General features: G+C 66.0%; 27 protein-coding genes and 2 tRNA genes. 16 read left to right on the forward strand and 13 right to left on the reverse strand.

Features of this window, described 5'->3' with window-relative positions; genetic code table 11:
* Positions 1 to 24: 24 nt before the first annotated feature.
* A complete protein-coding gene (efp, locus tag QW887_RS03305; RefSeq protein ID WP_315712097.1) occupies positions 25 to 591 on the reverse strand; it encodes an elongation factor P in 567 nt (188 codons plus the stop codon).
* Between the two features lie 138 nt (positions 592 to 729).
* On the opposite strand from efp, the gene epmA reads away from it, so the two are divergent.
* From epmA to QW887_RS03320, 3 genes are read left to right on the forward strand one after another with little or no spacing between them, the layout of a single operon-like run.
* Entirely contained in the window at positions 730 to 1,779 is a 1,050-nt protein-coding gene (gene epmA / locus QW887_RS03310; protein WP_316173696.1) for an EF-P lysine aminoacylase EpmA, read from the forward strand.
* Positions 1,776 to 2,870 (forward strand): lysine-2,3-aminomutase-like protein, encoded by a 1,095-nt coding sequence (locus QW887_RS03315; protein ID WP_315826899.1) that lies wholly within the window; start codon positions 1,776 to 1,778, stop codon positions 2,868 to 2,870. Before epmA ends, QW887_RS03315 begins: the two co-directional genes overlap by 4 nt.
* 36 nt (positions 2,871 to 2,906) lie before the next feature.
* On the forward strand, positions 2,907 to 3,164 hold the full coding sequence (locus QW887_RS03320) for a hypothetical protein (RefSeq protein WP_315712092.1): 258 nt from the start codon (positions 2,907 to 2,909) through the stop codon (positions 3,162 to 3,164).
* 49 nt (positions 3,165 to 3,213) lie between these two features.
* Here the strand turns inward: QW887_RS03320 and QW887_RS03325 are convergent, their stop codons facing one another.
* The 3 genes from QW887_RS03325 to QW887_RS03335 form a co-directional block, all read right to left on the reverse strand.
* Positions 3,214 to 4,299 carry a 3-deoxy-7-phosphoheptulonate synthase gene (locus QW887_RS03325; RefSeq protein WP_315751645.1) on the reverse strand — a complete coding sequence of 362 codons (1,086 nt, stop codon included), beginning with the start codon at positions 4,297 to 4,299 and terminating at the stop codon, positions 3,214 to 3,216.
* Between the two features lie 230 nt (positions 4,300 to 4,529).
* On the reverse strand, positions 4,530 to 5,117 hold the full coding sequence (locus QW887_RS03330; protein WP_315712090.1) for an HdeD family acid-resistance protein: 588 nt from the start codon (positions 5,115 to 5,117) through the stop codon (positions 4,530 to 4,532).
* 129 nt (positions 5,118 to 5,246) lie between these two features.
* The gene (locus QW887_RS03335; RefSeq protein ID WP_315751644.1) at positions 5,247 to 6,275 is read right to left on the reverse strand and encodes a PrsW family intramembrane metalloprotease; all 1,029 of its coding nucleotides are present in this window, start codon (positions 6,273 to 6,275) and stop codon (positions 5,247 to 5,249) included.
* 778 nt (positions 6,276 to 7,053) lie between these two features.
* Between QW887_RS03335 and QW887_RS03340 the strand changes: the two genes are divergently transcribed.
* The 4 genes from QW887_RS03340 (at position 7,054) to QW887_RS03355 (ending at position 10,634) form a co-directional block, all read left to right on the forward strand.
* Entirely contained in the window at positions 7,054 to 8,202 is a 1,149-nt protein-coding gene (locus tag QW887_RS03340) for a PLP-dependent cysteine synthase family protein (RefSeq protein ID WP_315712086.1), read from the forward strand.
* A gap of 185 nt (positions 8,203 to 8,387) precedes the next feature.
* The gene (gene hemA / locus QW887_RS03345) at positions 8,388 to 9,617 is read left to right on the forward strand and encodes a 5-aminolevulinate synthase (RefSeq protein WP_315712085.1); all 1,230 of its coding nucleotides are present in this window, start codon (positions 8,388 to 8,390) and stop codon (positions 9,615 to 9,617) included.
* 140 nt (positions 9,618 to 9,757) lie between these two features.
* Positions 9,758 to 10,336 (forward strand): hemerythrin domain-containing protein, encoded by a 579-nt coding sequence (locus QW887_RS03350; protein WP_315712084.1) that lies wholly within the window; start codon positions 9,758 to 9,760, stop codon positions 10,334 to 10,336.
* A 172-nt stretch (positions 10,337 to 10,508) separates the two neighbouring features.
* Positions 10,509 to 10,634 (forward strand): hypothetical protein, encoded by a 126-nt coding sequence (locus QW887_RS03355; protein ID WP_316194173.1) that lies wholly within the window; start codon positions 10,509 to 10,511, stop codon positions 10,632 to 10,634.
* Positions 10,635 to 10,909: 275 nt separating this feature from the next.
* On the opposite strand, the gene QW887_RS03360 is transcribed toward QW887_RS03355, so the two are convergent.
* Positions 10,910 to 11,662 (reverse strand): hypothetical protein, encoded by a 753-nt coding sequence (locus QW887_RS03360; RefSeq protein ID WP_316164794.1) that lies wholly within the window; start codon positions 11,660 to 11,662, stop codon positions 10,910 to 10,912.
* Between the two features lie 214 nt (positions 11,663 to 11,876).
* Between QW887_RS03360 and QW887_RS03365 the strand changes: the two genes are divergently transcribed.
* The 4 genes from QW887_RS03365 to QW887_RS03380 all read left to right on the forward strand — a co-directional run bounded on the left by QW887_RS03365 (position 11,877) and on the right by QW887_RS03380 (position 13,235).
* Entirely contained in the window at positions 11,877 to 12,209 is a 333-nt protein-coding gene (locus tag QW887_RS03365; RefSeq protein WP_315712080.1) for a Rieske 2Fe-2S domain-containing protein, read from the forward strand.
* Between the two features lie 213 nt (positions 12,210 to 12,422).
* Positions 12,423 to 12,497 (forward strand) — tRNA-Glu (locus tag QW887_RS03370).
* 166 nt (positions 12,498 to 12,663) lie between these two features.
* Positions 12,664 to 12,921 (forward strand): PilZ domain-containing protein, encoded by a 258-nt coding sequence (locus QW887_RS03375; protein ID WP_315826902.1) that lies wholly within the window; start codon positions 12,664 to 12,666, stop codon positions 12,919 to 12,921.
* A 44-nt stretch (positions 12,922 to 12,965) separates the two neighbouring features.
* Positions 12,966 to 13,235, forward strand: a complete 270-nt coding sequence (locus tag QW887_RS03380) for a porin (RefSeq protein ID WP_316194174.1) — start codon at positions 12,966 to 12,968, stop codon at positions 13,233 to 13,235.
* A gap of 5 nt (positions 13,236 to 13,240) precedes the next feature.
* Here QW887_RS03380 and QW887_RS03385 read toward each other — a convergent pair whose 3' ends face one another.
* Positions 13,241 to 13,882 carry a glutathione S-transferase family protein gene (locus QW887_RS03385; RefSeq protein ID WP_315712077.1) on the reverse strand — a complete coding sequence of 214 codons (642 nt, stop codon included), beginning with the start codon at positions 13,880 to 13,882 and terminating at the stop codon, positions 13,241 to 13,243.
* Between the two features lie 267 nt (positions 13,883 to 14,149).
* Complete coding sequence (locus tag QW887_RS03390) at positions 14,150 to 14,602, reverse strand: VOC family protein (RefSeq protein ID WP_315712076.1); 453 nt, start codon at positions 14,600 to 14,602, stop codon at positions 14,150 to 14,152.
* A gap of 590 nt (positions 14,603 to 15,192) precedes the next feature.
* Between QW887_RS03390 and QW887_RS03395 the strand changes: the two genes are divergently transcribed.
* On the forward strand, positions 15,193 to 15,495 hold the full coding sequence (locus QW887_RS03395; RefSeq protein WP_172109121.1) for an HU family DNA-binding protein: 303 nt from the start codon (positions 15,193 to 15,195) through the stop codon (positions 15,493 to 15,495).
* Positions 15,496 to 15,963: 468 nt separating this feature from the next.
* Here the strand turns inward: QW887_RS03395 and QW887_RS03400 are convergent, their stop codons facing one another.
* Complete coding sequence (locus QW887_RS03400) at positions 15,964 to 16,113, reverse strand: hypothetical protein (protein WP_315751638.1); 150 nt, start codon at positions 16,111 to 16,113, stop codon at positions 15,964 to 15,966.
* 133 nt (positions 16,114 to 16,246) lie between these two features.
* On the opposite strand from QW887_RS03400, the gene QW887_RS03405 reads away from it, so the two are divergent.
* Positions 16,247 to 16,537: a hypothetical protein gene (locus QW887_RS03405; protein ID WP_315712074.1), complete on the forward strand. Its 291-nt coding sequence runs from the start codon at positions 16,247 to 16,249 to the stop codon at positions 16,535 to 16,537.
* Positions 16,538 to 16,599: 62 nt separating this feature from the next.
* Here the strand turns inward: QW887_RS03405 and QW887_RS03410 are convergent, their stop codons facing one another.
* Positions 16,600 to 16,764: a hypothetical protein gene (locus QW887_RS03410; RefSeq protein WP_315712073.1), complete on the reverse strand. Its 165-nt coding sequence runs from the start codon at positions 16,762 to 16,764 to the stop codon at positions 16,600 to 16,602.
* A 368-nt stretch (positions 16,765 to 17,132) separates the two neighbouring features.
* Between QW887_RS03410 and QW887_RS03415 the strand changes: the two genes are divergently transcribed.
* The 3 genes from QW887_RS03415 to QW887_RS03425 all read left to right on the forward strand — a co-directional run bounded on the left by QW887_RS03415 (position 17,133) and on the right by QW887_RS03425 (position 18,986).
* Complete coding sequence (locus tag QW887_RS03415; protein ID WP_315751637.1) at positions 17,133 to 17,894, forward strand: SIR2 family NAD-dependent protein deacylase; 762 nt, start codon at positions 17,133 to 17,135, stop codon at positions 17,892 to 17,894.
* Positions 17,895 to 18,094: 200 nt separating this feature from the next.
* Positions 18,095 to 18,748 carry a cold-shock protein gene (locus QW887_RS03420; RefSeq protein WP_315712071.1) on the forward strand — a complete coding sequence of 218 codons (654 nt, stop codon included), beginning with the start codon at positions 18,095 to 18,097 and terminating at the stop codon, positions 18,746 to 18,748.
* Between the two features lie 161 nt (positions 18,749 to 18,909).
* A tRNA-Pro gene (locus tag QW887_RS03425) sits at positions 18,910 to 18,986 on the forward strand.
* Positions 18,987 to 19,310: 324 nt separating this feature from the next.
* Here the strand turns inward: QW887_RS03425 and QW887_RS03430 are convergent.
* Genes QW887_RS03430 through QW887_RS03445 form a run of 4 tightly spaced genes read right to left on the reverse strand, consistent with a single transcriptional unit; the run spans position 19,311 to position 22,758 of the window.
* Positions 19,311 to 20,003 (reverse strand): ABC transporter ATP-binding protein, encoded by a 693-nt coding sequence (locus QW887_RS03430; protein ID WP_316173686.1) that lies wholly within the window; start codon positions 20,001 to 20,003, stop codon positions 19,311 to 19,313.
* Positions 20,000 to 21,235 (reverse strand): ABC transporter permease, encoded by a 1,236-nt coding sequence (locus QW887_RS03435; protein ID WP_316164799.1) that lies wholly within the window; start codon positions 21,233 to 21,235, stop codon positions 20,000 to 20,002. The genes QW887_RS03430 and QW887_RS03435 overlap by 4 nt, the downstream gene beginning before the upstream one ends.
* Positions 21,232 to 22,311: an efflux RND transporter periplasmic adaptor subunit gene (locus tag QW887_RS03440; RefSeq protein WP_316170496.1), complete on the reverse strand. Its 1,080-nt coding sequence runs from the start codon at positions 22,309 to 22,311 to the stop codon at positions 21,232 to 21,234. The genes QW887_RS03435 and QW887_RS03440 overlap by 4 nt, the downstream gene beginning before the upstream one ends.
* Positions 22,312 to 22,353: 42 nt before the next feature.
* Positions 22,354 to 22,758, reverse strand: a complete 405-nt coding sequence (locus QW887_RS03445) for a translational machinery protein (RefSeq protein WP_315712066.1) — start codon at positions 22,756 to 22,758, stop codon at positions 22,354 to 22,356.
* Positions 22,759 to 22,788 lie beyond the last annotated feature (30 nt).

Consider the following 22,788-nt stretch of genomic DNA (forward strand, 5'->3'; position numbering starts at 1 on the left):
CCGGCGTCAGATCCTCGAGATGCCTCAGTCCTTGGCGCGCTCGCAGTAGGAGCCGTCCTCGGTCATGACGACGATGCGGGTGCCGACCGTGATGTGCGCCGGCACGCCGGTGCGAACGCCGTTGGAGAGCACCGCCGGCTTGTAGGATGACGACGCGGTCTGGCCCTTGGTGACCGGCTCGGTCTCGACGACCTCGAGCGTGACGCGCTGCGGCAGCGTGATCGCCACCGGGACCACGTCGTGCATCGACAGCTTGACCGTCATGTTCTCCTGGAGATAGGCGGCCTGGTTGCCGACCACGTCCTTCGGCACCTGGACCTGGTCGTAGGTCTCCGGGTTCATGAAGTGGAAGCCGTCGGCATCCTCGTAGAGGTACGTGAAGTTGCGCTCCTCGATCGTCGCCTTCTCGACCTGGTCGGTGGTCTTGAAGCGCTCGGAGATCTTCACGCCGTCGCTGATTCGGCGCATTTCGATCTGGCTGACCGGGGTGCCCTTGCCGGGATGGATGTTCTCGGCGGTCACGACGACATAGAGCTTTCCATCTTGCTCAATGACGTTACCCTTGCGAATAGAGCTGGCGATGACTTTCAAAGCTGTTTTCCTGACACTGAAAAGGGGGCGCCGGACCAAGCCGGGGCGCCACGCGACGCGGAATGCGGTTTCGGGCGGCAACATACTGATTTTGTCCGGGGTTGCCAGTCTTTTGCGGCCCGAACGGACGACCTCCTGATGTCCCGGGAGCCCGCGCCTTCGCCGTGGTGGTCGCCGCAGCGGCACGCCGATGTCAGGCCGTTCCTGCTCGCCCGGGCCGCCATCACCAGGGCGTTGCGGGCCTGGTTCGACGAGCAGGGGTTTACCGAGGTCGAGACCGGCATCCTGCAGGTGTCGCCGGGCAACGAGACCCATCTGCACGCACCGCGCACCGACCTGACGGCGCCGGACGGGACCCGGCACCGGCGGTATTTTCGAACCTCGCCGGAATTCGCCTGCAAGAAGCTGCTGGCGGCCGGGGAGCGGCGGATCTTCGAGTTCGCCCGCGTGTTCCGCGACCGCGAGCGCGGCGACCTGCACCTGCCGGAATTCACCATGCTGGAATGGTATCGGGCGGAGGTGCCCTACGACGCGATCATGGCCGACACGGTCGTGGTGATCGCCCATGCGGCTCAGGCGACCGGAATCCGGCGGTTCGCCTTCCGTGGCCGCACCGCTGATCCCTTCGCCGAGCCAGAGCTGCTGACGGTTGCCGGCGCGTTCGCGCGCCATGCCGGGATCGACCTGCTCGCGACCATCCGCGACGGTGCGGGCGACCGTGGGGCGCTGGCCCAGGCCGCCGCCGGCAAGATCCGGATCAGCGACGACGACACCTGGTCGGACCTGTTCAGCAAGGTGCTGGTCGAGCATGTCGAGCCGCATCTCGGGCAGGGTCGGCTCACGGTGCTCCATGAATATCCGGCGCCGGAGGCCGCGCTGGCGCGGGTGGCGGCCGACCCCCGCGTCGCCGAGCGGTTCGAGGTCTATGCCTGCGGCGTCGAGCTCGCCAACGGCTTCGGCGAGCTCACCGACGCCGCCGAGCAGCGCCGCCGCTTCGAGCAGGAGATGGCCGAGAAGGAGCGCCGCTATGGCGAGCGCTATCCGCTCGACGAGGACTTCCTCGCCGCCGTGGCCGCGATGCCGCAGGCGAGCGGCGTGGCGCTCGGCTTCGACCGCCTGGTGATGCTGGCGGCCGGCGCCACCAGGATCGATCAGGTGGTGTGGACGCCGCCGGCAGGTGAGCGATGAACAGGATCGAACGTCCGACCACGTTGCGCAGCGCCGAGGATCTCGTCGCGCAGGGCTTGGCTGACGCGGCGGACCAGCCGGCGCTGGCGCGCGTGGCGCAGCGCTATGCCGTGGCGGTGACGACGCATCTCGCCGACCTGATCGACGTCGACGATCCGAATGATCCGATTGCGCGCCAGTTCGTGCCCAGCACGGATGAGCTGAAGGCCGCGCCTGGCGAGCGCGGCGATCCGATCGGCGACGATTCGCATGCGCCGGTGCCGGGCATCGTGCACCGCTATCCCGATCGGGTGCTGCTCAAGCTGGTGCATGTCTGCGCGGTCTATTGCCGCTTCTGCTTCCGTCGCGAGATGGTCGGGCCCGGCAAGGACAATGCGCTGTCGGAGGAGGCCTATCGCGCGGCGCTCGACTACATCCGCGCACATGACGAGATCTGGGAGGTGATCCTCACCGGCGGCGATCCGCTGATGCTGTCGCCGCGGCGGCTGAAGGAGATCATGGCCGATCTCGCCGGCATCGATCACGTCAGGATCGTCCGTATCCACACCCGTTTGCCGGTCGCCGATCCCCAGCGCATCACGCCGGCGCTGGTTGACGCGCTGAAGGCGCCGGGCGCAACGACCTGGATCGCGCTGCATGCCAATCATCCGCGCGAATTGAGTCCGCCGGTGCGCGCGGCCTGCGCGCGGCTGATCGATGCCGGCATTCCCATGGTCAGCCAGTCGGTGCTGCTGCGCGGCGTCAATGATGACGCGGCGACCCTGGAGGCGCTGATGCGCGGCTTCGTCGAGACCCGCATCAAGCCGTATTACCTGCACCATGGCGACCTCGCGCCGGGCACGGCGCATCTGCGCACCACGCTGGCGCAAGGGCAGGCGCTGATTCGAACGCTACGCGGCCGGGTGTCCGGCCTGTGCCAGCCCGACTACGTGCTCGACATCCCCGGCGGCTACGGCAAGGCGCCGGTGGGGCCGCAATACCTCACTGCGGATGAAACTGTTGAGCAGGATCATGCGGCAGCTGCGCAAACGCGCTATCGTGTGATTGACTATTGCGGTGAGGCGCACCTCTATCCGCCCGCCGCGGGATGAAGTGTCCTGCCGATTCCGCTGACACGGAGGAGCAACATGAAGAAATTTGCGATCGCGATGGGGCTCCTGATGGCCGTCACCGATGGCATCGCGCTGGCGCAGAGCGGCAGCGGCTCCTCCGCCGGCACCGGATCGAAGAGCGGCATGCCGCCGCAGGCGCCGGTCGGCCATCGTCAGGTGCGCCCCAGCGACCTGCCGAAGGCCGAGCAGGCTGAGGACAATTCGATGAGCGGCACGACCAAGGAAGACCGCGAGCTCGATCGCAAGATCAAGGGCATCTGCCGCGGCTGCTGAGCGCGATCTGCGGCGCGCCCGACGCGCGCCGCTTGATCGGTCGTGAGTGTTACGCCGAGCGCTCACGCGGGGAGTTGCGAAGCGCCGCACGCCGGGCGGCGACGGCTTCGGCGAGCTGCTCCAGCACCTCCACCGTCGTGTCCCAGCCGATACAGCCGTCGGTGATGCTCTGGCCGTAGGTCAGCGCCACGCCCGGCTTGACGTCCTGGCGTCCCGCGATGAGGTGACTCTCGATCATCACGCCCATGATGCGCTGCTCGCCTGCGGCGAGCTGGCGGCCGACGTCGGCGGCGACCAGCGGCTGGTTCTCCGGCTTCTTGCTCGAATTAGCATGGCTGGTGTCGATCATCAGCCGCGCCGGCAGTCCGGACTTGATCAGCTCGGCCGCGGCCTGCTCGACATGGGCGGCGTCGTAATTGGGGCCGCTGCCGCCGCGCAGGATGATGTGGCAGTCCTCGTTGCCGGTCGTGGCCGCGATGCCCGAACGGCCACCCTTGGTCACCGCCATGAAATGGTGCGGGTGGGCCGCGGATTTGACCGCATCAGCGGCGATACGGATGTTGCCGTCGGTGCCGTTCTTGAAGCCGACTGGGCACGACAGGCCGGAGGCCAGCTCGCGGTGGATCTGGCTCTCGGTGGTGCGCGCGCCGATCGCGGCCCAGGCGACGAGGTCGGCGATGTACTGCGGCGTCGTCATGTCGAGGAATTCGCATCCCGCCGGCAGGCCGAGATTGTTGACGGCGGACAGCACGCTGCGCGCGAGCCGCAGGCCCTTGTTGATGTCGAAGGAATTGTCGAGGCCGGGATCGTTGATCAGGCCTTTCCAGCCGACGGTCGTGCGCGGCTTCTCGAAATAGACCCGCATCACGATTTCGAGGCGGTCGGCGAGGCGCTCGCGCAAGGCGGCGAGGCGGCCGGCGTAGTCGACCGCCGCGTCGGGATCGTGGATGGAGCAGGGGCCGACGATGACCAGCAGGCGGTCGTCGCTGCCGGTCAGGATGGCATGGATCGCATTGCGGGCGGCCATCACCACACGGGTGGCGGTGAGGGTGCGGGGGATTTCACCCATCACCTCCGCCGGCAGGCTCAATTCCTTGATTTCCTTGATACGAAGATCGTCTGTGGTGCTCAGCACGGCGGGCTCCTGGGTCTCTTGGGTGGGCACCTGCCGGCAATAAAAAAGCCGCCAGGTCTGGCGGCTCGTTCGGATATCTTGCTGCAATGTGTCAGATTGAGCGCGATCCTCCCGCCGCCAGCGAGCTGTCGTAGCTAAAGTACCAATAAAAGCTGGTGGCGGCGTTGATCATGCCCATCCTATAGCGGCCGCGCGGCCGCTTGTCATCCCGAAAATCGAGCCCTCCGGCGTCAACCGTTGCGCGCGGCGAGCGCCATGCCGATCATCGACAGCCCGCCGAACAGCAGGTTGATGCCGACCAGCAGACCGATCGCCCACAACGCCGTGCCGGGCAGACCGGAAATGATGATGCCGGCGATCGCGATGTCGACCACGCCCGAGATTGCCAGCCACGACCAGCGCCCGGACAGCTCGCGGCGGTGCTCCAGCGCATACATGATGGTGGCGACGCCTTCTGCGAGAAAATAGACGCCGATCACGATCGTTAGCGTCACCGTCCCCTGGACCGGCTGCGCCACCAGGATGACTCCGGCGACGATGGCGAGCACTGCCGACAACAGCGACCACCAGAAGCCGGGCATGCCGCGGGCCCAGAAGGTGAGCGCGAGTCCCGCGATGCCCGAGATCAGGAACATCCAGCCGAGGAAGATCGTGACCGCGAGGCTTGCCAGCGGGGTGAGGATCATCGCGAGCAGGCCGAGAACGGCGAGCAGGATGCCCTCGATCAGGAAGGCCTTCCAATGCGCGCGCACGGCTGCGCCCATCTGCGACTTCATGCGCTCGAGCTCGGGCGGAATCGTATCCTGGGGAAGGGTCATGATCGTCACTCCGGGCAAGCTCACGCGCTTAACGCCGCGGCCGCCTGCCCACGCACATGGTGAGGACCTGCGGCCCGGACAAGCGCGCAATGCGCATTTGGTTGCTCTGCCGGCCCCGCGATGCCGGGATTATGCCGTCGTCCGAATCCGGTTGCGACCGAAAACATAGATCGTCGTTGTGACAATCAGAAGGGCCATCCCGACGATGATCGCGGTGAGACCGAGGGGAACCAGAACCGCGGCGACATTGCGGTCAGGGTTGAGCAGCCAATGCCGGATGGAGGTCAGCACGAATCCGAGCCCGACGAAGCCGGCGGCGCCGCCGAGCAGGAGCAGCGCCCACATCCTGCGCAGCTGGCTCAGCCTTGCCCGCGCCACCTCGGTGCGCGGCGTGTGGTGATGGGCGACCCGGCGCACCAGCCGCACGGCAAGGGCGATCGACGAGAACCCGATCAGCACGCTGATGCCGCCGAGCCAGAGGCGCGCGGCGGTGTCGAGGGTCGATGCCCGCTGCAGCAACAGCAATGGATAGTCGAAGGCCGCATGCAGCATCACGGGTGCGGCCAGCACCAGCGCCCAGCTCGACAGCCGCGCCCCTTCGCGATTGTGGCGGTTGGCGCCAAGCGCCGTACTGGTGCGGGCGATCGCGAGATAGGCACCGGCAATGATGCCGAGCGCGCCATGAAACGGCACGGTGAGCACGCTGCGCAGCACCGCCAGCGAGCGCCACATCTCGGCATGCTGGACGAGATAAGCCAAGTTCTCGTAAGCCGCGAAGCCGAGCCCGACGGCGGCACCGTAGAATACCGTGTCCATGGCATTGCCGACCTGCCGGCGCCGCGACCACAGCGCGGCGATCACCGCGACCTTGGCGAGCTCTTCCGGCAAGGCGACGCCAAAAAGGGCCCGGACCGCCTGGGCGATCCAGGGATTCTCCAATGTCAGCCCGACATGCTGGAACGGCGTCCTGATAATGCCGAGCAGGAGCACGCTGGCCGCCCCGAGCAGGAAGGCGGTCCAGATCTTGAGCGGAGGGCCTGAATTGTCACCGGCGGCGACCACCAGCCAGAGGATCAGCAGCGCGGGCGCGATCGCGGCGGTGCCGATCACGGTCGCGAGGGCTTCGAGAAGGTTCATTTGCGATGGCAAGTAAGCCATGGTCTCCGATCATCCAATGCGGCGGGGCCGAACCGACCCTCCACCACCCGCGCGGAGAATGGATTTGACATCGGTCCGTGGCCGCACGGCAAGATCTACATGTCGGCAGAATGAGCCGCCCTTCAAGGGAAAGAACCCCGTCCGGGGGCTCGATTGGGGGAGGGACCGCTGCAGGGCCGAGTGCAGCCGCCGTCGGCTGCCGCCCGGCTGGTCTCAACGGGGCCGGGAGGCTCTCGGCGCCGTCGCATCGCCGCCGCGCACCGGGGCCTCCTGGCGCGGTTCGACCGGGGTCCAGGCGTCGGTGCGGGAGGTGGTTGGCGCCTGGGCGGTCGTCGGCGTTTCCACGCAGCTCAATCGTGGTGTCGGGTCGGCCACACGCCGGCATTCCAGACCTTCAGCGAAAGCGGCCTGACTGATCGCGCACGCAACCAGAACAATCGAAAGAACTCTCATGGTGCCCCTCGGAGCAGGCTTGGGTCGCCCGTGATGCAGGCTCGACTCGGTCGTGCCATTCGATGATGCCCAGCTTGGCCGCAAAAGCGTGCAAATATTTGACCATTCTCGCCGTCATTCAAAAATTCTTCCGAAATTCGCGCGTGCATTCCATGAGTTGCAAGCGATGCGAGCGTTTTTCGCTGGCGCAAACGCGAAGCCCTTTCGCTCCGTTGCGGTGCCAAGGCGCGGCAGCCGGCGCCGAACTGCCATTTGCCCCCAGCTTGCTCGGCATGGGCGGCCGGGCGGGCTTGATGCGGCGAAGGGATCATGGTCGGTTGCCGCGATGAATTCGCCGTCTTGGTCAGCTTCCGACAGAGCCTGTGGTCCACGCTATCGCCGTGGCTGGGTCGACGACGCCGTGGCGGCCATCGAGGCCGACCAGTGCCGGACCGCCGACACGCACTTGATCCGGCTGATCGTGCCCGCGCTCGCCGGCATCGACATCTACCTGAAGGACGAATCGACCCACCCGACCGGGAGCCTCAAGCATCGGCTGGCTCGATCGCTGTTTCTCTATGCGCTTTGCAACGGCCACATCCGGGAAGGCACGCCCGTGGTCGAGGCCTCCTCCGGGTCGACAGCGGTATCGGAAGCCTATTTCGCGCAGATGATCGGCGTGCCGTTCTACGCGGTGATGCCGCGCACCACCTCGGAAGAGAAGATCGCCGCGATCACGCATTACGGCGGCAATTGCCATCTCATCGATGACGGCCGGTTTCTCTATGCCGAGGCGGCCGCGCTCGCGAGCCGGCTCGGCGGCCATTACATGGACCAGTTCACCTTCGCCGAGCGCGCTACCGACTGGCGCGGCAACAACAACATCGCCGAGTCGATCTTCAACCAGTTGCAGGGCGAGCGCCGTCCGCTCCCGGAATGGATCGTGATGGGCGCGGGCACCGGCGGCACGTCGGCGACGATCGGCCGCTATCTGCGCTACCGCCGGCATCCGACGCGGCTGTGCGTCGCCGATGTCGAGCATTCGGCCTTCTTCGACGCCTTCTGCAACGGCGACAGCGCCCGGACGTGCGAACGGCCGTCGCTGATCGAGGGCGTCGGCCGTCCGCGCTGCGAGCCATCCTTCGTGCCGGGGGTCGTGGATCGCATGATGAAGGTGCCGGATGCCGCCTCGGTCGCGGCGATGAACGTCCTGACGCGGCGGCTGCGCCGGCCGGTCGGCGGCTCGACCGGGACCAACTTCCTGGCGCTGTGCCGGCTGGCGGCCGAGATGCGGCAGGATGGACAGAGCGGCTCACTGGTCACGCTGATCTGCGATTCCGGGGAGCGCTATCGCCAAACCTATTACGAGCCGCAATGGCTCTCCGCGCGCGGTCTCGACCCCGCGCCGTACGAGGCAGCTCTGTCCGCCTTCCTCGACACCGGTGCGCCGCTGCGGCTCGAGGTTGCCGATGCGGAGAACCCGCTGCGCGCCTGAACGCCTCCGGGGGGGCGTCGCGGACCGCGGCGAGCGGCATCCGGATGCCCGGCATCGTGCGCGATCCCTGATCTGGATCAACGAAGGACGCGACGGATTGCGCTTTGGTCCGACCCCGAACAGGCCTCCAAGGGCGCGCCGGAACGCAGGTTCGGGACGCGAGCAGGGGAAGGACGGATCAGGTGATGAACTACGACAGCTATTTCGACCGTGCCCTCGACCAGTTGCACCAGGAACGGCGCTATCGCGTCTTCGCCGATCTGGAGCGCCTCGCCGGCCGCTTCCCCCGCGCGATCTGGCATTCGCCGGAGGGGCCGAAGGATGTCGTGATCTGGTGCTCCAATGACTATCTTGGCATGGGCCAGCATCCGAAGGTGATCGGCGCCATGGTCGACGTTGCCGCGCGCATGGGCACCGGCGCCGGCGGCACCCGCAACATCGCCGGCACCAACCATCCGCTGATCGAGCTCGAGCGCGAGCTTGCCGATCTCCACGGCAAGGAAGCGGCGCTGGTGTTCACCTCGGGCTACGTCTCCAACGAGACCGGCATCTCGACCATCGCGAAACTGCTGCCGAACTGCCTGCTGCTGTCGGACGCGCTCAACCACAATTCGATGATCGAGGGCGTCCGCAAGGCCGGGAGCGAGAAGCAGGTCTGGCGGCACAACGACCTCGCCCATCTCGAAGAGCTGCTGCGGGCGGCCGATCCCGACCGTCCCAAGCTGATCGTCTGCGAGAGCCTGTATTCGATGGATGGGGATGTCGCGCCCTTGCACCGGATCTGCGATCTCGCCGAGCGTTATGGCGCGCTCACATACGTCGACGAGGTCCATGCGGTCGGCATGTACGGCCCGCGCGGCGGCGGCATCGCCGAGCGCGACGGCGCGATGGCCCGCATCGACATCCTCGAGGGCACGCTCGCCAAGGCCTTCGGCTGCCTCGGCGGCTACATTGCCGCCAATGCCAATCTGATCGACGCCGTCCGCTCCTATGCGCCGGGCTTCATCTTCACCACAGCCTTGCCGCCGCCGGTTTGCGCCGCCGCGACCGCCGCGATCCGCCATCTCAAGACCTCGCAGTGGGAGCGTGACCGGCACCAGGACCGGGCGGCGCGGCTCAAGGCCGTGCTGAACGCCTCCGGGCTGCCGGTCATGCCGTCCGACACCCACATCGTGCCGGTGCATGTCGGCGATCCCGAGAAGTGCAAGACGGCGTCCGACCTGCTGTTGTCCGAGCACGGCATCTACATCCAGCCGATCAACTATCCGACCGTGCCGCGCGGCCTGGAGCGGCTGCGCATCACGCCATCGCCTTACCATGATGACGGCCTGATCGACGCCCTGGCCGAGGCGCTGGTCGACGTCTGGGACCGGCTCGGCCTTGCGCGGGCGCCGCAGGCGCTGGCCGCGGAGTGAGCCGTTTCCGCTGACCTGTCACATCGGTCTGTCAGTTTGATCTGCCGCAATGCCGCCCGCGCTCGCGCGGGCGTAGTCTGTTGCGTTCAGGGAAAATGCCGGTTCGGCAAGGCCCAGCCGGCGCACAGGCGAGGGCGGCCATGGCAAGGATCATCGAAGCGCTGCTGCAGGAGCACGAGAATCTCGAGAAGCTTCTCTCGGTGCTCGAGCACGAATTGGAGCTGTTCGATCACAATCGGCGGCCGGACTACGACATCCTGCAGAGCATCATCGCCTATTTCGAGGACTATCCGCAGCGCTGTCATCATCCCAAGGAGGAGATGATCTTCGGCAAGCTGCGCGAACGCGACCCTGCCGCGGCCGCAGCCTATGGCGACGTCGACGACGAGCACGAGACCGAGGCGCAGCGGCTGCGCGGCTTTGCCGACGCCGTGAACGCGGTGCTGTCGGACCAGGAGATCCTGCGCGAGAGCTTCCACGCCGCCGTGCATGAGTTCATCGACAGCCAGCGCGAGCATCTGCGCAAGGAGGAGACCCTGCTGTTTCCGGCGGCGCTGCGCGCCCTTCAGGCGGAGGATTGGGCCGATATCGACGCCCGCATGTCGGACCGCAAGGACCCGCTGTTCGACGGCGACGTCGCCGAGAAATTCCACAATCTCGAGCGGACCATCCTGCGCTGGGAACAGGAGGCGGAGCAGGCGCGCGCCACCGCCGGCTGATGGCGTTTTGCCCAATTGCGCCCCGCGACCGGTGGACTATAGTTCCAGTGGGGGCAGGCACTCTTTCGCGGAGCTGGCTATGGCCGCTTTGAACACTGGGCTCGATCCGGTCCGAGGTTCGTCGAATGCAGGGGCAGGGGCAGATGCGGCCCGAACCCCTGCGCAGGTCCCGATGGCGCAGCAGAGTGCCTTTGGCAGCCATGGCTATGACATGTATCCCCAGGAACTCGTCCGGCTGTCGGGCTGCCAGGAGCAGGTGCTGCGCCGTGAGACGAAGCGCGCCTTGCAGCTGAGCTGACGGCCTTGTCCGATCTCGCCGCTCGATGGTCCCCGCGCTGGTTCATGGCCGGAACGCAAACCCGGGATCATGGTTGTAGTTCATGATCGTGGTTATTCCGGTATACGTGCGTTAACCTATCATTAACCAGATCGCGCGACCCTGTTCGCATACCCCAGGAATGCGACGGAACCGGACGGCCGGAGCCGGCAGTCGCGACAAGAGGCCGGCGGCGTAACGCCCGCCGGCCTTTTTGCGTGGGCGGGTCGGCTGGAATTGACCACCGCACCCTTGCGTCAGTTGCGCCGCGCCAGCGAGCGCAGGAAGCCCTGATATTCCTCGTTCAACTCCATATCGACGGCAGGCGCGAGCTTCAGCAGGACATTGGCGATGAACGCCTGGTCGTTGCGCGGCTCCTCCAGCACCTCGCGCAGCACCGGGACGTTGTCCTCGATGTGATGCAGAAAGGCGACGCCTTTCTCCGCCGTCTCGGTCCAGCGCGCCCGCGTCCATTTCGCCAGCGGATACATGATCTCGTGGACGAAGTTCGACTTGCGCGCCTTCTCGAAGAAGCGCAGTCCGGCGCTCCAATATTCCTTGGCGCGCAGCGGCGGTGGCGGCAGATCGCCTGTCAGCATCTTCTTGCCGGCCTGGCCGACGAAATCGTCGAGCGTGGTCGGCGCATCGATCGTGGCGCGGAAGTGCCACAGCGCGAACGAGCCGGGAAAATCCTTGCCTATGCCGTCGAGCAAGGCGGTCTCGACCTTGTCGACCGCGGCCTTGTCGCCCTTCAGCGACGCCGTCATCGCGAAGGCGAACAGCGCGTCGTTGCCGACCTCGTGGACGCCGCCGTTCTGCAATTGCGCCGCCGACAATGCGGGTGTCTTGCCGTCGGCAGGCACCGCGGCCTCGCCGACGCGCTGCGCCTTGATGAAGGTGGTGATCTCGAGCCAAGCCATGAGGTTGGCGATGAAGGCGTCGGGATCGACATGCACGATGGCGAGATTGAGCGGCTCCTTGCGTGTTCTCAGCTCGGTCATGTCGGTCATGTCGCACTCCGCCGCAACTCGCCGCCGAGCGGTCTGTCGCCTTTGCGACACGATGGCTCGTTCGACGAGAGATGCCGGGAAGGGCAGCAAGAAGGGTGCCACGGTCTTGTCGGGCTTGGTCTTGTCGGGCTCGCGGGCACAGCGCGGTCCGCGGAACGAGTTTTGCTCGTGGTCCTTCGATTGCGATGGTCGCAATGGAGCATGAGGCCAGCGAATGTTCACCCGCGTCTGCAAGGCCGACACCATCGACGAAGGCGGCATGCGCCTCGTCATCGCCGACGCCCAGCTCGTCATCCTTGCCTGGCCCGACAATGGCGAGCTCAAAGCGTTCCAGGGCGTCTGCCCGCACACGGCGGCGCCGATGGAGGAGGCCGGCTTCGACGGCCGCGTGCTCAGTTGCCCCGTGCACAATTGGACGTGGGATGCTTTCACCGGTACGCCGCTCCACCCGCCGGAGAGCGCGCTGGCGCAATATCCGGTCAAGGTCGAGGACGGCGTGGTCTACATCGACACGGACGGTATCGCTCCGCTGTTTGCGGCCCGTTGAGCACGCGGGAAGAGACCGGAAACACCGCCACGGGGTGGCTTGCCCGGCCGGCGAAACGCCTCTATACGTTCGGCGCGCGGCACGGAATCACCGTCGGTGGTTCAGCCGACCTCGCAGATCATCGCCTCAAGCTGCTGATTTGCTGAAGGTTTTACCGAAACGTGCAAGCGGCGATGGCACCGGGGCCTCGTGCCCTCTGGCATCGTGCGTATTGCTCCCTTCGTCTATCGGTCAGGACGCCACCCTTTCACGGTGGAGAGAGCGGTTCGATTCCGCTAGGGAGCGCCACTCCGCGCCGGCATTCCTTCCATCTTCGATCTTGAAACGGACGGTTTGCGCCGAGACGCGGTTGGCGCGAGGTTCTGCCGCCATGAATCGCACGCGCAGTTCGGGGTCCGGTCAACCGTCCATTAGGGTCCTTGCCGTACTGCAACGGGCGAGCAGGAGCAGAATGATGGCCGCGCCCAAGAAGCGGGAAGCCCGCAAATCGATGAAGCAGCCGGCGTGGATCACGCTGGATGGCGGGTTCGCCGTGCGCCATTGCCTGGTTCAGGACATTTCCAGCGCCGGCGCCAAGCTGACCCTGCAGGACGCGGCGGCGCTGCCGGCGACCATCCGGCTCGCCTTCGCGCGCGACGCAAGAACGGGCCGCCAGTGCCGGGTGGTGTGGCGCCGCGGCGCCTCGGTCGGCGTCAAGTTCATCGGCAAATAGACGGCCGGTGTCGCTTCGCCGCGGCAGACGCGCTAACAAGCGGCATGTGTCGATCTCTCATCCTGGGCGCCCTCGCGGTGCTCGCCGCCGTGACCCTGGCAGCCGCCGGCTCGCCGGGGTCGTCGCTTCTTGCGCCATCGCTTCCCGGGCCGAAGGCGGCTGGACCGAATAAGGCCGCACCCCGTTCAGGCGCCGCTACCAGCAATCCCTGCGCGTCCTACGGCGCCAACTTCGTACGCGTCGAGGGAACCGATACCTGCGTGAAGGTCGGCGGCGCCCTGCGCGTCGAGATGGGCACCTCGACCAGCCGCTGAGGTGCTCACGACAGCGGCGGCGCGATGTGGCGGATGAAGGCCGGGCGTTGCGCGATCTGTCCGTACCAGCGCGCGAGGCTCGGCAGCTCCGGCTTGACGACACCTTCGACTCCGAACCAGCGCCGGGCATAGGCGCCAAGCGCAATGTCGGCGAGCGTGAAATGCTCGGCCTCGACGTGGCTGCGCGTGGTCAGATGCGCGTCGAGGATGCGCCACATCGCCGCGGCGTCGTCGGCCGCCTTCTGCAAGGCGGCCATGTCGCGCTGCTCCGGCGGCGTTCGCACCAAGCCCCAGAACAGCGGACGCTCGATCGGCTGCACCGTCGACAGCGTCCAGTCCAGCCAGCGCTCCACCGCGGCGCGGTGCTGTGGCGTCGTTGGATAAAGCGGCGTGCCGTCGCCATAGGCGAGGCAGAGATAGCGCATGATCGCGTTGCTCTCCCACAGCACGAAATCGCCATCGACCAGCGTCGGGATGCGGCCGTTCGGATTCATTGCGAGATAGTCCGCCTCGTTGTTGCGGCCGTACTGCATGCCCGCGTCGATACGGTCATAAGCGACATCGAGCTCGGCGAGACACCACAGCACCTTCTGCACGTTCACCGAATTGGGGCGGCCCCAGATCGTCAGTCTGTCGTCGGCGGACACGTTCGGCTCCTCTCTGGGCGAGCGTCATCATTAGCGCATGTTACGCAAAAAGCCCCGCTCGAAGCGGGGCTTTTCCGACGAACGCATCGTTCGCGGCGATCAGTGGCCGAAGAACAGCCAGAGCAGAATGATCACCGGAATCGGCACGCCCAACAACCACAATAGAAGTCCTCGACCCATCTCGGCCTCCTCGTATCCTCTCCATCGATCGGAGCGACAACGCGAGGGTGGCCACGATGTTCCGGCTGGATCATGAAGGCGAATGACTCACCAATGTCCGGTGTTCGGCATCGACAGCCAGGGCTCGGCCGGCGCCTTCGGCTCGCCCTTCTGCAACAGCTCGATCGAGTGCAGGTCGGGCGAGCGGATGAAGGCCATGTTGCCGTCGCGCGGCGGCCGGTTGATGGTGATGCCGAGCTTCATCAGCCGGTCGCAGGTGGCGTAGATGTCGTCGACCTCATAGGCGAGATGGCCGAAGAAGCGGTCCTCGCCATAGCTCTCCTCGTCCCAATTGTAGGTGAGCTCGACCAGCGGGGCGCCACGCGTCGGCGGCAGGCTCTTCAGCAGGTATTCATCTTCGGGTGCGCAGAGAAACACCAGTGTGAAGCGACCCTTGTCGTTGTCGATCCGGCGCACCTCCTTGAGGCCGAGCGCATCGGAATAGAATTTGAGCGCGGCGTCGAGATTGCGCACGCGCAGCATGGTGTGGAGATAACGCATCGTGTCTTCTCTCCCTGAACTCGAAGCGGATGGTCAACGGCCGCCTGCGGACGCCGATCCATAGCAGCAATTCGCCCGCCCGTGTATCGAGCCTGATGCTGCGGCGGTGCCGGCTCGCTCGGATGTGCGGTGCGCGCGACGACGCATTCGACGGGGCTGCGCGGTGTTGCGAGAGCCCCTCCGTATGCCAGCGAATCGCTGTTTTGGCAGTGATTCGCGGCATGGATGAACGAGCGCGATGCGACCGCATGCAGGGATTTCAGCATGTTTCCCCTGCAATGTGCGGCCAAAATCACGCAGGACCGTCGAAAATGCCTGGAAATATAGGGGAAAATGAATCGCTTGCTCCGTTCGATCGCCATCGCAGCTTGACTTCTGCGCGCTCCGTTGGAATTTTGGCGCCGCTGTGGGTGCTTCGGGGCCCCTTGAAATGCAGGAGAATCCCGAAAATCGCGGGGTGATACGCCACTAGACGACTGAAGTCCCGGCTGTGCAATGCAGCCAGAAAGCCCCGACCAGTCTGCGCAGCAATGCGCTGATAGCCGCGCAGTCGTCACGTCATTCACCGGTATCAATCACAAGGAGATACGATGGCTACCCAACTTTCCAAGTCGCAACTGATCGAGAAGATTGCGACCTCGACCGAGCTGTCCAAGCGCGACGTCAAGAACGTCATGGAGACGCTCACCGACGTCGGCCACAAGGAGCTGAAGAAGAACGGCGTGTTCCTGGTGCCGGGCTTCGCCAAGTTCGTCGTCGTCAAGAAGCCCGCCGTGAAGGCGCGCAAGGGCACCAACCCCTTCACCGGCGAAGAGATGATGTTCAAGGCCAAGCCGGCCCGCAAGATCGTGCGCGCCCGCCCGGTCAAGGCCGCCAAGGACGCGGTTGCCTGATCTGAACCGTCAGTCACGGTCGTGATCACGTCAAAGGCCTCCTGAAAAGGAGGCCTTTTTCGTTGCGGGCTGTGTGGTTGCAGCGCGGCTGAGTGTTGCGGTCGCCGAAGCGCCGGCGTCCCCGGACCGCGAAGGTTGGCACCGCGGGGGCCCGAAAAACGACAGCAGCGCCAGCGCGACGGAATATCTTCGTCGCGTGGCGCCACCCTCGAAACTGGGCCCTGAAATCCCCAGTACTGATGTGTCTCTGGGAGGCGCAGGAAGGTTCAAAGGTCTTTGCGGGAAGATTGACCGGCCCGTACGCCCTCCGGCCTGCGCGGGAGCGCCGTCGCGCGCGCTGGGGAGAAGCCGGTGGATATGGCGCAGCAAGCCGTTGATCCGCGATCCGAAGGGCCGAGGCGAGGAGCTGTGGACAAGCGTTGGATCGGCTGTGGATGAAGGCCCGGCGCTCGCCCGCAAAGCTCGGCTTCAGCGGCGCTCGCCGGTCAGATCCGCTCTGTCGTCCGCAGCTATTTCAGGCGCCGCACCGGCCGCCTCGGTCCTGGGATGACAGGACGCAAGCACGACGAATCCGCCATAGCCGATGATGTTGAACAGAAGTTCCAGCCAGGATGCCATCGCGGATTTCCCTCATGGCGGTGAACGTGTGGCGACGGTCACGGTTCCAACGCGCGCGGCGGTGAGCCGGGCTGCAACCAACTCCCCCGCATCTGCGTTGTTTGGACGCATGGGAATTGGAGGACATTCGATCATGAGAAAGACATTGGCTGTTCTGGCGACCGCGGGCGCCGTCGCCATCACCGCACTCGCGGCACCCGCACCGGCACAGGCGCGCGGCATCGGCCCGGGTCTCGCATTCGGCCTCGCGGCGGGAGCGTTGACTGCCGGCGCGATCGCGGCCTCGCACCCGTATTACTATGGTCCGGGCTACGGCTACGATTACTACGACTACGGCCCGCGTTACGTCTACGCGCCCGGGCCGTATGCCTATTACGGCGGACCGTACTATCATCGCTACCACCACTGGCGTCATCACTGGTAAGCGCCAGTCGTGACAAGGAGAGCCCGGATGGCGAAAGCCTCCGGGCTCTTCTTTCATCCCTGCTATTCCGCGGCCTCGCCGCGCTGCGCCTTCTTCCACGCCAAGCGGGCATATTCCTCGCGTTCGCGCGCGAACTTCTCCTGGGTCGACTTGAACCGTGCAATCCTTGCGGTGATGTCGGCGCGCTCCTTCGCGCGGCGGTCGTCCTGCGTCTCGTTCTGCCTCACGGATCCTCTCTGCTCCGGTCGCTATCCGGCGAGCCTCGCCCTGAGACGCGTGACAAACTTCCTGGCGAATCGCTGGCGCGATGTGGATGTCCGATTGGGGCGTGATTGCGGACGGTCGGCCCCGGCTGCAGGCGGCTCGCGCGTTTTGCTGGGGACGGAAGGCGAGCAACGCCAACGCCTTCCGGTAGACACGGAACAATCCGACTCGTTTTGCTTGCAGTTGCGTCGTTCACGACTGGTTCCGGCGGACGCGGAGTGGGGCAACGACACAGCCGGGGCCAGACACGCTCAGAGGCGGGAGCCAGCTTGCCGTGCTATGAAGGGAGGACAATGATGATGCGAGGTTTCATGGTTCGGGGCCGCCGCTGATGATTGCATCCGATCTGCACGACGGGGTGAACCGCCTGGGAGACATGATCGCTGCGGCGCGGGTGATCGTCCCCTTCACCGGTGCTGGAATATCGACCGAGACGGGCATTCCGGATTTCCGTTCTCCCGGCGGTCTATGGACGCGCAACCGGCCGATCCATTTCGACGAATTCGTCGCCAGCCAGGAGGCGCGGGACGAGGCTTGGCGGCGGCGCTTCGCGATGCAGGAGACGTTTGCCGCGGCGCGGCCCGGCCGCGGCCATCTGGCGCTTTCGTCGCTCTACCGTGCGGGGAAAATTCCGGCCGTCATCACTCAGAACATCGACAACCTGCACCAAGACTCCGGTTTCGCCCCGGATCACGTCATCGAGCTGCACGGCAACACCACCTACGCGCGATGCATCGGATGCGGGCAGCGCTATGAGCTCAACTGGGTGCGCGAGCGCTTCGAGGCTGACGGTGCCGCGCCGGATTGCCCCGAATGCGCGGAGCCGGTGAAGACCGCGACGGTATCCTTTGGTCAGTCGATGCCCGAGCATGAAATGCAGCGTGCCAGCGAACTCGCGCAGCACTGCGATCTGTTCGTCGCGATCGGCTCGTCGCTGGTTGTGTGGCCGGCCGCGGGCTTTCCATTGATGGCAAAGCGGGCTGGCGCGCAACTCGTGATCATCAACCGGGAACCGACCGATCAGGACGACGTTGCAGACCTCGTTATCCACCACGACATCGGCGAAGTACTCGGATCGTTCGTCCGTAATTGAACGGAAATTGATGCATTTTTGTCGGCATCTCTGTTCATATGCCTCACTGAAACCGATTTTTATCTATGCGCGGCACGAGGGAATGTTATCTTTGATTCGAGAGATTCGCGTGACTCATCGTGGGTATAGGTGGTGAGCACGTGTATGAGGGCGCCGTTGCAGGGGTGGCGGCTCACAATTCATATGTGAGGTCCGGGGTTATGGGGTCGGACGGATTTGAGTCCAAGAAGCTTGGGGTGCCGGTCGTTGGTGTATCGACACCAACCCGGCTCGGGGCGGAATATCAAACCGGCGTCGCGCGCGACTCGGCAATCGATGCGATGACCGGTCTTGGCGAGAACCTCGTCGAAATCAGCGGTGTCATCAAATGGTTCGACGCCTCCAAGGGATACGGTTTCATCGTTCCCGACAATGGCTGGCCGGACGTGCTGCTGCACGTCACGGTGCTCAGGCGCGACGGCTACCAGACCGCCTATGAAGGTGCTCGCCTGGTGGTGGAGTGCGTGCAGCGCTCCAAGGGCTACCAGGCCTTCCGCATCGTCTCGATGGACGAGTCGACGGCGATCCATCCGGCGCAGATGCTGCCGCCGCGCACCCATGTGACGGTCACGCCGACCAGCGGGCTGGAGCGAGCCCAGGTCAAGTGGTTCAACCGGCTGCGCGGCTTCGGCTTCGTGACTTGCGGGGAAGGGAGCCCGGACATCTTCGTCCACATGGAGACCCTGCGCCGCTACGGCATGACCGAGCTGCGCCCCGGCCAATGGGTGCTGGTCCGCTACGGGCCCGGCTCCAAGGGCATGATGGCGGCCGAGATCCACCCCGAGACGGGCTCGCCGGCATTGTCCTCGCACTGAGCGGATGCTTGCTGCGACCACCGCATTTGACGGCCCCGGAACGGCGTTTCCTGGGGCCGTTTTTCATGTCGGCTCCATCTTCACGGACGGGCCGCAGTCTTGCTGCGGAGGCCGCGACCGTGTAGTGACTGGTCCTCGAGGACAATCGTCCTTGAGACCATCGGGGTATAGCGCAGCCTGGTAGCGCGGCAGTTTTGGGTACTGCAGGTCGTTGGTTCGAATCCAGCTGCCCCGACCATCTCCGCAGCGGCGCGGCTTCCCAGGTGAGGCCAATTGCTGGTGCGAACTCCGGCTCGACGCTCACGATAGCGAGAAGGATTTCGGCCAGGCCGCCAGCCGTCAATCGGCACGAGCGACCGCGAGCGCGGCTGGGCCAAAAAAATTCGGATGCTCCCGCAGCGGCAAAACCCGGGAGCATCCGAAGTGTGCGGGTGAATCCGGGGAAGGAACATCCGCTGGTCGTCAGCATCCTCTGAATCGAAATCTCGCGTCTTTGCGCTAAATCAAATCAGGCGCAGGAGGCAGTTCGCGCGTCGGCCGTGCCGAGGTCGCCGGGGGCGGATCAGCGCGCCAGCTCGCCCTGCGCCAGCCGGCCGTCGATGATGTGCACGCGCCGTTGCATCTGAGCGGCGAGGTTGAGATCGTGCGTAACCGCGACGACGGTCTTGCCGCGCAGCGTGACCAGATCGCGCAGGATGCCGAACACCTGCGCGGTCGCGGCGGTGTCGAGGCTGCCGGTCGGCTCGTCGGCGAGGATCACCGGCGGATCGTTGGCGAGCGCGCGCGCCACCGCCACGCGCTGGCGCTGGCCGCCCGACAATTTGTCCGGCGTCTTGCGCAGATGCTCGGCCAGCCCAAGCGACTCCAGCAGCTCCTCGGCGCGCTGGGTGATGGCGCGGGGCGACAGCCGTGCCAGCGCGCGCATCGGCAGCGCGACGTTCTCGGTGATCGAGAATTCCGGCAGCAGGAAATGAAACTGGAAGACGAAGCCGAGCCGCGACAGTCGCACCTCGGCGCGCTCATCCTCGCTCATGCCGGTCGTCGAGCGGCCGTCGATCAGCACGTCGCCCTGGCTCGGCAGGTCGAGCAGGCCAAGCAGGTAGAGCAGGGAGGATTTGCCCGAGCCCGACGGTCCGGTGATGGCGATGAGCTCGCGCGGATGGATTACGAGATCGATGTTGGCGACCAGCGTCACCGGCACCTCGCCAGGCAGCACCTTCGTCACTTGCCGCGCCTCGATCAGGGGCGGGCTCACGTCGCCCCCCGGATGATGTCGACCGGATGCAACCGCGCCGCGGCGCGGGCCGGAAAGTAGCCGGCGACCGCGCTGGAGATCAGCGCGACCGCGCCGGCCAGCAGATAGTGCTTCAGCGAATACAGCACGGGCAGATGATTGTAGTCGGAGAACGGCGTCTTGAACTCGAGCGAGGCCAGCCCGCGGGTAAGCAGGTAGCCGAGCGCCCAGCCTAGGGCGGCACCGGTCAGGCCGATGAACAGCGCCTCGACGATGAAGATGGTGCGGACCGTGCGGTCGCGGAAGCCGAGCGACTTGAGGATGGCGATGTCGCGGGTCTTCTCGTGGGTGATGGTCGAGATGATGTTGTAGGTGCCGAAGCTCGCGACCAGCAGGATGGCGCCGACGATGGTGTACATCAGCACGTTGCGCAGCGTGATCGCCGCCAGCAGGTCCTCCTGCGCCTCCTGCCAGGAGACCGCCTTGTAGCCGGTCTGCTCGCCGATGCGCTCGCTGATCAGGCGCGCCTGCATCGGATCGTTGGTGCGGACGCGGATCTCGTTGATGATCCCAGTCTGGCGCTCCAGGATCTGCGCGGTGCGCAGCAGCACGTAGCCGGTGGTCTCGTCGGTGCCGCGGAAGCCGGAATGGAAGATGCCGACGACGGTCGCGTTCATGCTGATGCCCTGGGCCGAGGCGAGCGTGATGTTGGAGTTCACCCGCGCGCCGATCTTGGCCGCGAGCCGGTCGCCGAGCAGGATCGCGTGCGAGGACCGGTACAGCGAATTGAGATTGCCCTGCCGCATGTGGCTCGCCAGCGTCGAGACTTGGCCTTCAGTGCGCGGATCGATGCCGATGATTGCGACCGTCAGGTTGCGGCCGGCGAAGCGCAGCACGGCCTTGGACTGCACCGACGCCGTCAGCGCGCCCGGCACCCAGCCCTGCAGCGAGGCGATGGTGGCCATCGGGTTCTTGATGCCGGGGCGGCGGACATTCGGGGTCAATCGATGATATTCGGCCGCCGCATAGACCTGGTCGGCCGGCTGGCGGGTCGGCTGGCGCAGCTCGTCGGTGATCGAAATGTGCGGCAGCGCGTCGACCAGCGTGCGGATGAAGTCGTCCTGGGAGCCCTCCATCATTGCCGCCATCATCACCGAAAACGCCACGCCGGTCATCACGCCGGCGATCGCGACCAGCGTCTGGCGGGCGCGATGGCGCACATGGGTCCAGGCGATGGTCAGGACGAGGCTCATGGCACGGACGTCTCGGGCTCGATCACGCGAATCCGCTCGCCGTCCTTGATGTCGGCCGTCGCCGGCGCCGCGACCAGCTCGCCCTCGCGGGCGCCGTCGAGGATCTCGACCGCCGCGGAGCCGCGGATGCCGATCCGCACCGCGCGCCGGTGCACACGGCCGCCATCGATCACCATGAGGCTGTTGTTGACGACGGCATTGGCCGGCGCGAGCAGCGTGTCGCCCGTCTCGCGGCTGACGATGTTGGCCTCGACGCTCATGCCGACGCGCAGCGGCGTGTTGTCGGGCAAGCCGATCCGCACTCGGAACGTCTTGGCCACGGGATCACCCGCCGGCGTGATCTGCTTCACCGTCCCGGGCAGGGCCTGGTTGCCGAACGCATCGGCGCGTAGCAGCGCCTTCTGCCCGACCTGGACACGGGGGATGTCCTCCTCGTTGACGTCGGCGACGACCCAGAGCGGCTTCTCCAGGCCGACGCGGTAGAGGATGGTGCCGGGATCGACCATGTCGCCGACCTCGCCGTCCTCCTTGAGGACGACGCCGTCCATCGGCGCCACCAGCTTGAAGTAGTCGAGGCGCTGGGTCTGGGCCGCGATCTGGGCGCGGATGCGGGCGAGATCGCTTTCGGAGCGCTGGTACGCTTGCGATGTGGCCGCGCCGCGGGCCAGCAACTGCGACTGCCGCTCGAACTCGTGGCGCTGGAATTCCTCCTGTGCGCGCAGATCGTTCAAGGTGGCCAGCGCCTCCTTGTCGTCGAGCCGCGCCAGCACGTCGCCGGCCTTGACCAGCTTGCCCTCGCAGCGGCAGCGCTCGACGATGCGGCCGCGGACCAGGGGCGTGCTCCGCGACCACGTCTCAGGCTCCACCGCGCCGGTCGCATACACGATCTCGGCCGCCGTGCCGCGGGTGATGCGGGCGGTCGCGATCAGCGGTCCACGCACCCACCATGTGGCAAGCCCGGCCAGCGCGCCGAACAGCAGGATGATCGAGAGCAGGCCGCGCCACGGAAAACGACGCCGGCCGCGATCGACGGCCGGCGGGGCAGCAATGGCGTTGGATCGGTCCGGCGTCAGCATGTCCATGATCGAACGGACCCTGCGACGGGAGAAAGGCTATACTTAGCCGGCAGTACCCGTCGCCACGCGGGGCGGAGCCATCTTGAAGTGCTGTTTGGCATAGGCGACGATCTGGCGATCGGTCGGGTGATCGGCAGCTTCGACGCCGACGATGCGCTTTCCGACCGCAGGATGCTTCTCGTGCAGGTACTTGGCAAGCTCGGTCTTGGCGCCGGCCGGGCCGATGATCAGGATCTCGCCGGCGTCATCGAGCGCGTGCGCGACCTCCTCGAGGAAATTCTTGTCGGGCGCCGCGTGGCCGCTGCCGATCTCGTTGGCCTTGTGGTGCAGGTGCTTGGTCTGCAGGTGTGGATGCAGCGTCAGCTCGTCGGCACCGGTCAGTCCGATATGGAACACCTTGGCCTCGCTGTGATCGAGCCACACGACGGCATGGAAATGGGTCGGCATATTCTGGTCCTTGTCAGCAAATCGCCGCGT

The organism is Bradyrhizobium sp. SZCCHNRI3052, assembly GCF_032484895.1.
Classification (GTDB): domain Bacteria; phylum Pseudomonadota; class Alphaproteobacteria; order Rhizobiales; family Xanthobacteraceae; genus Bradyrhizobium.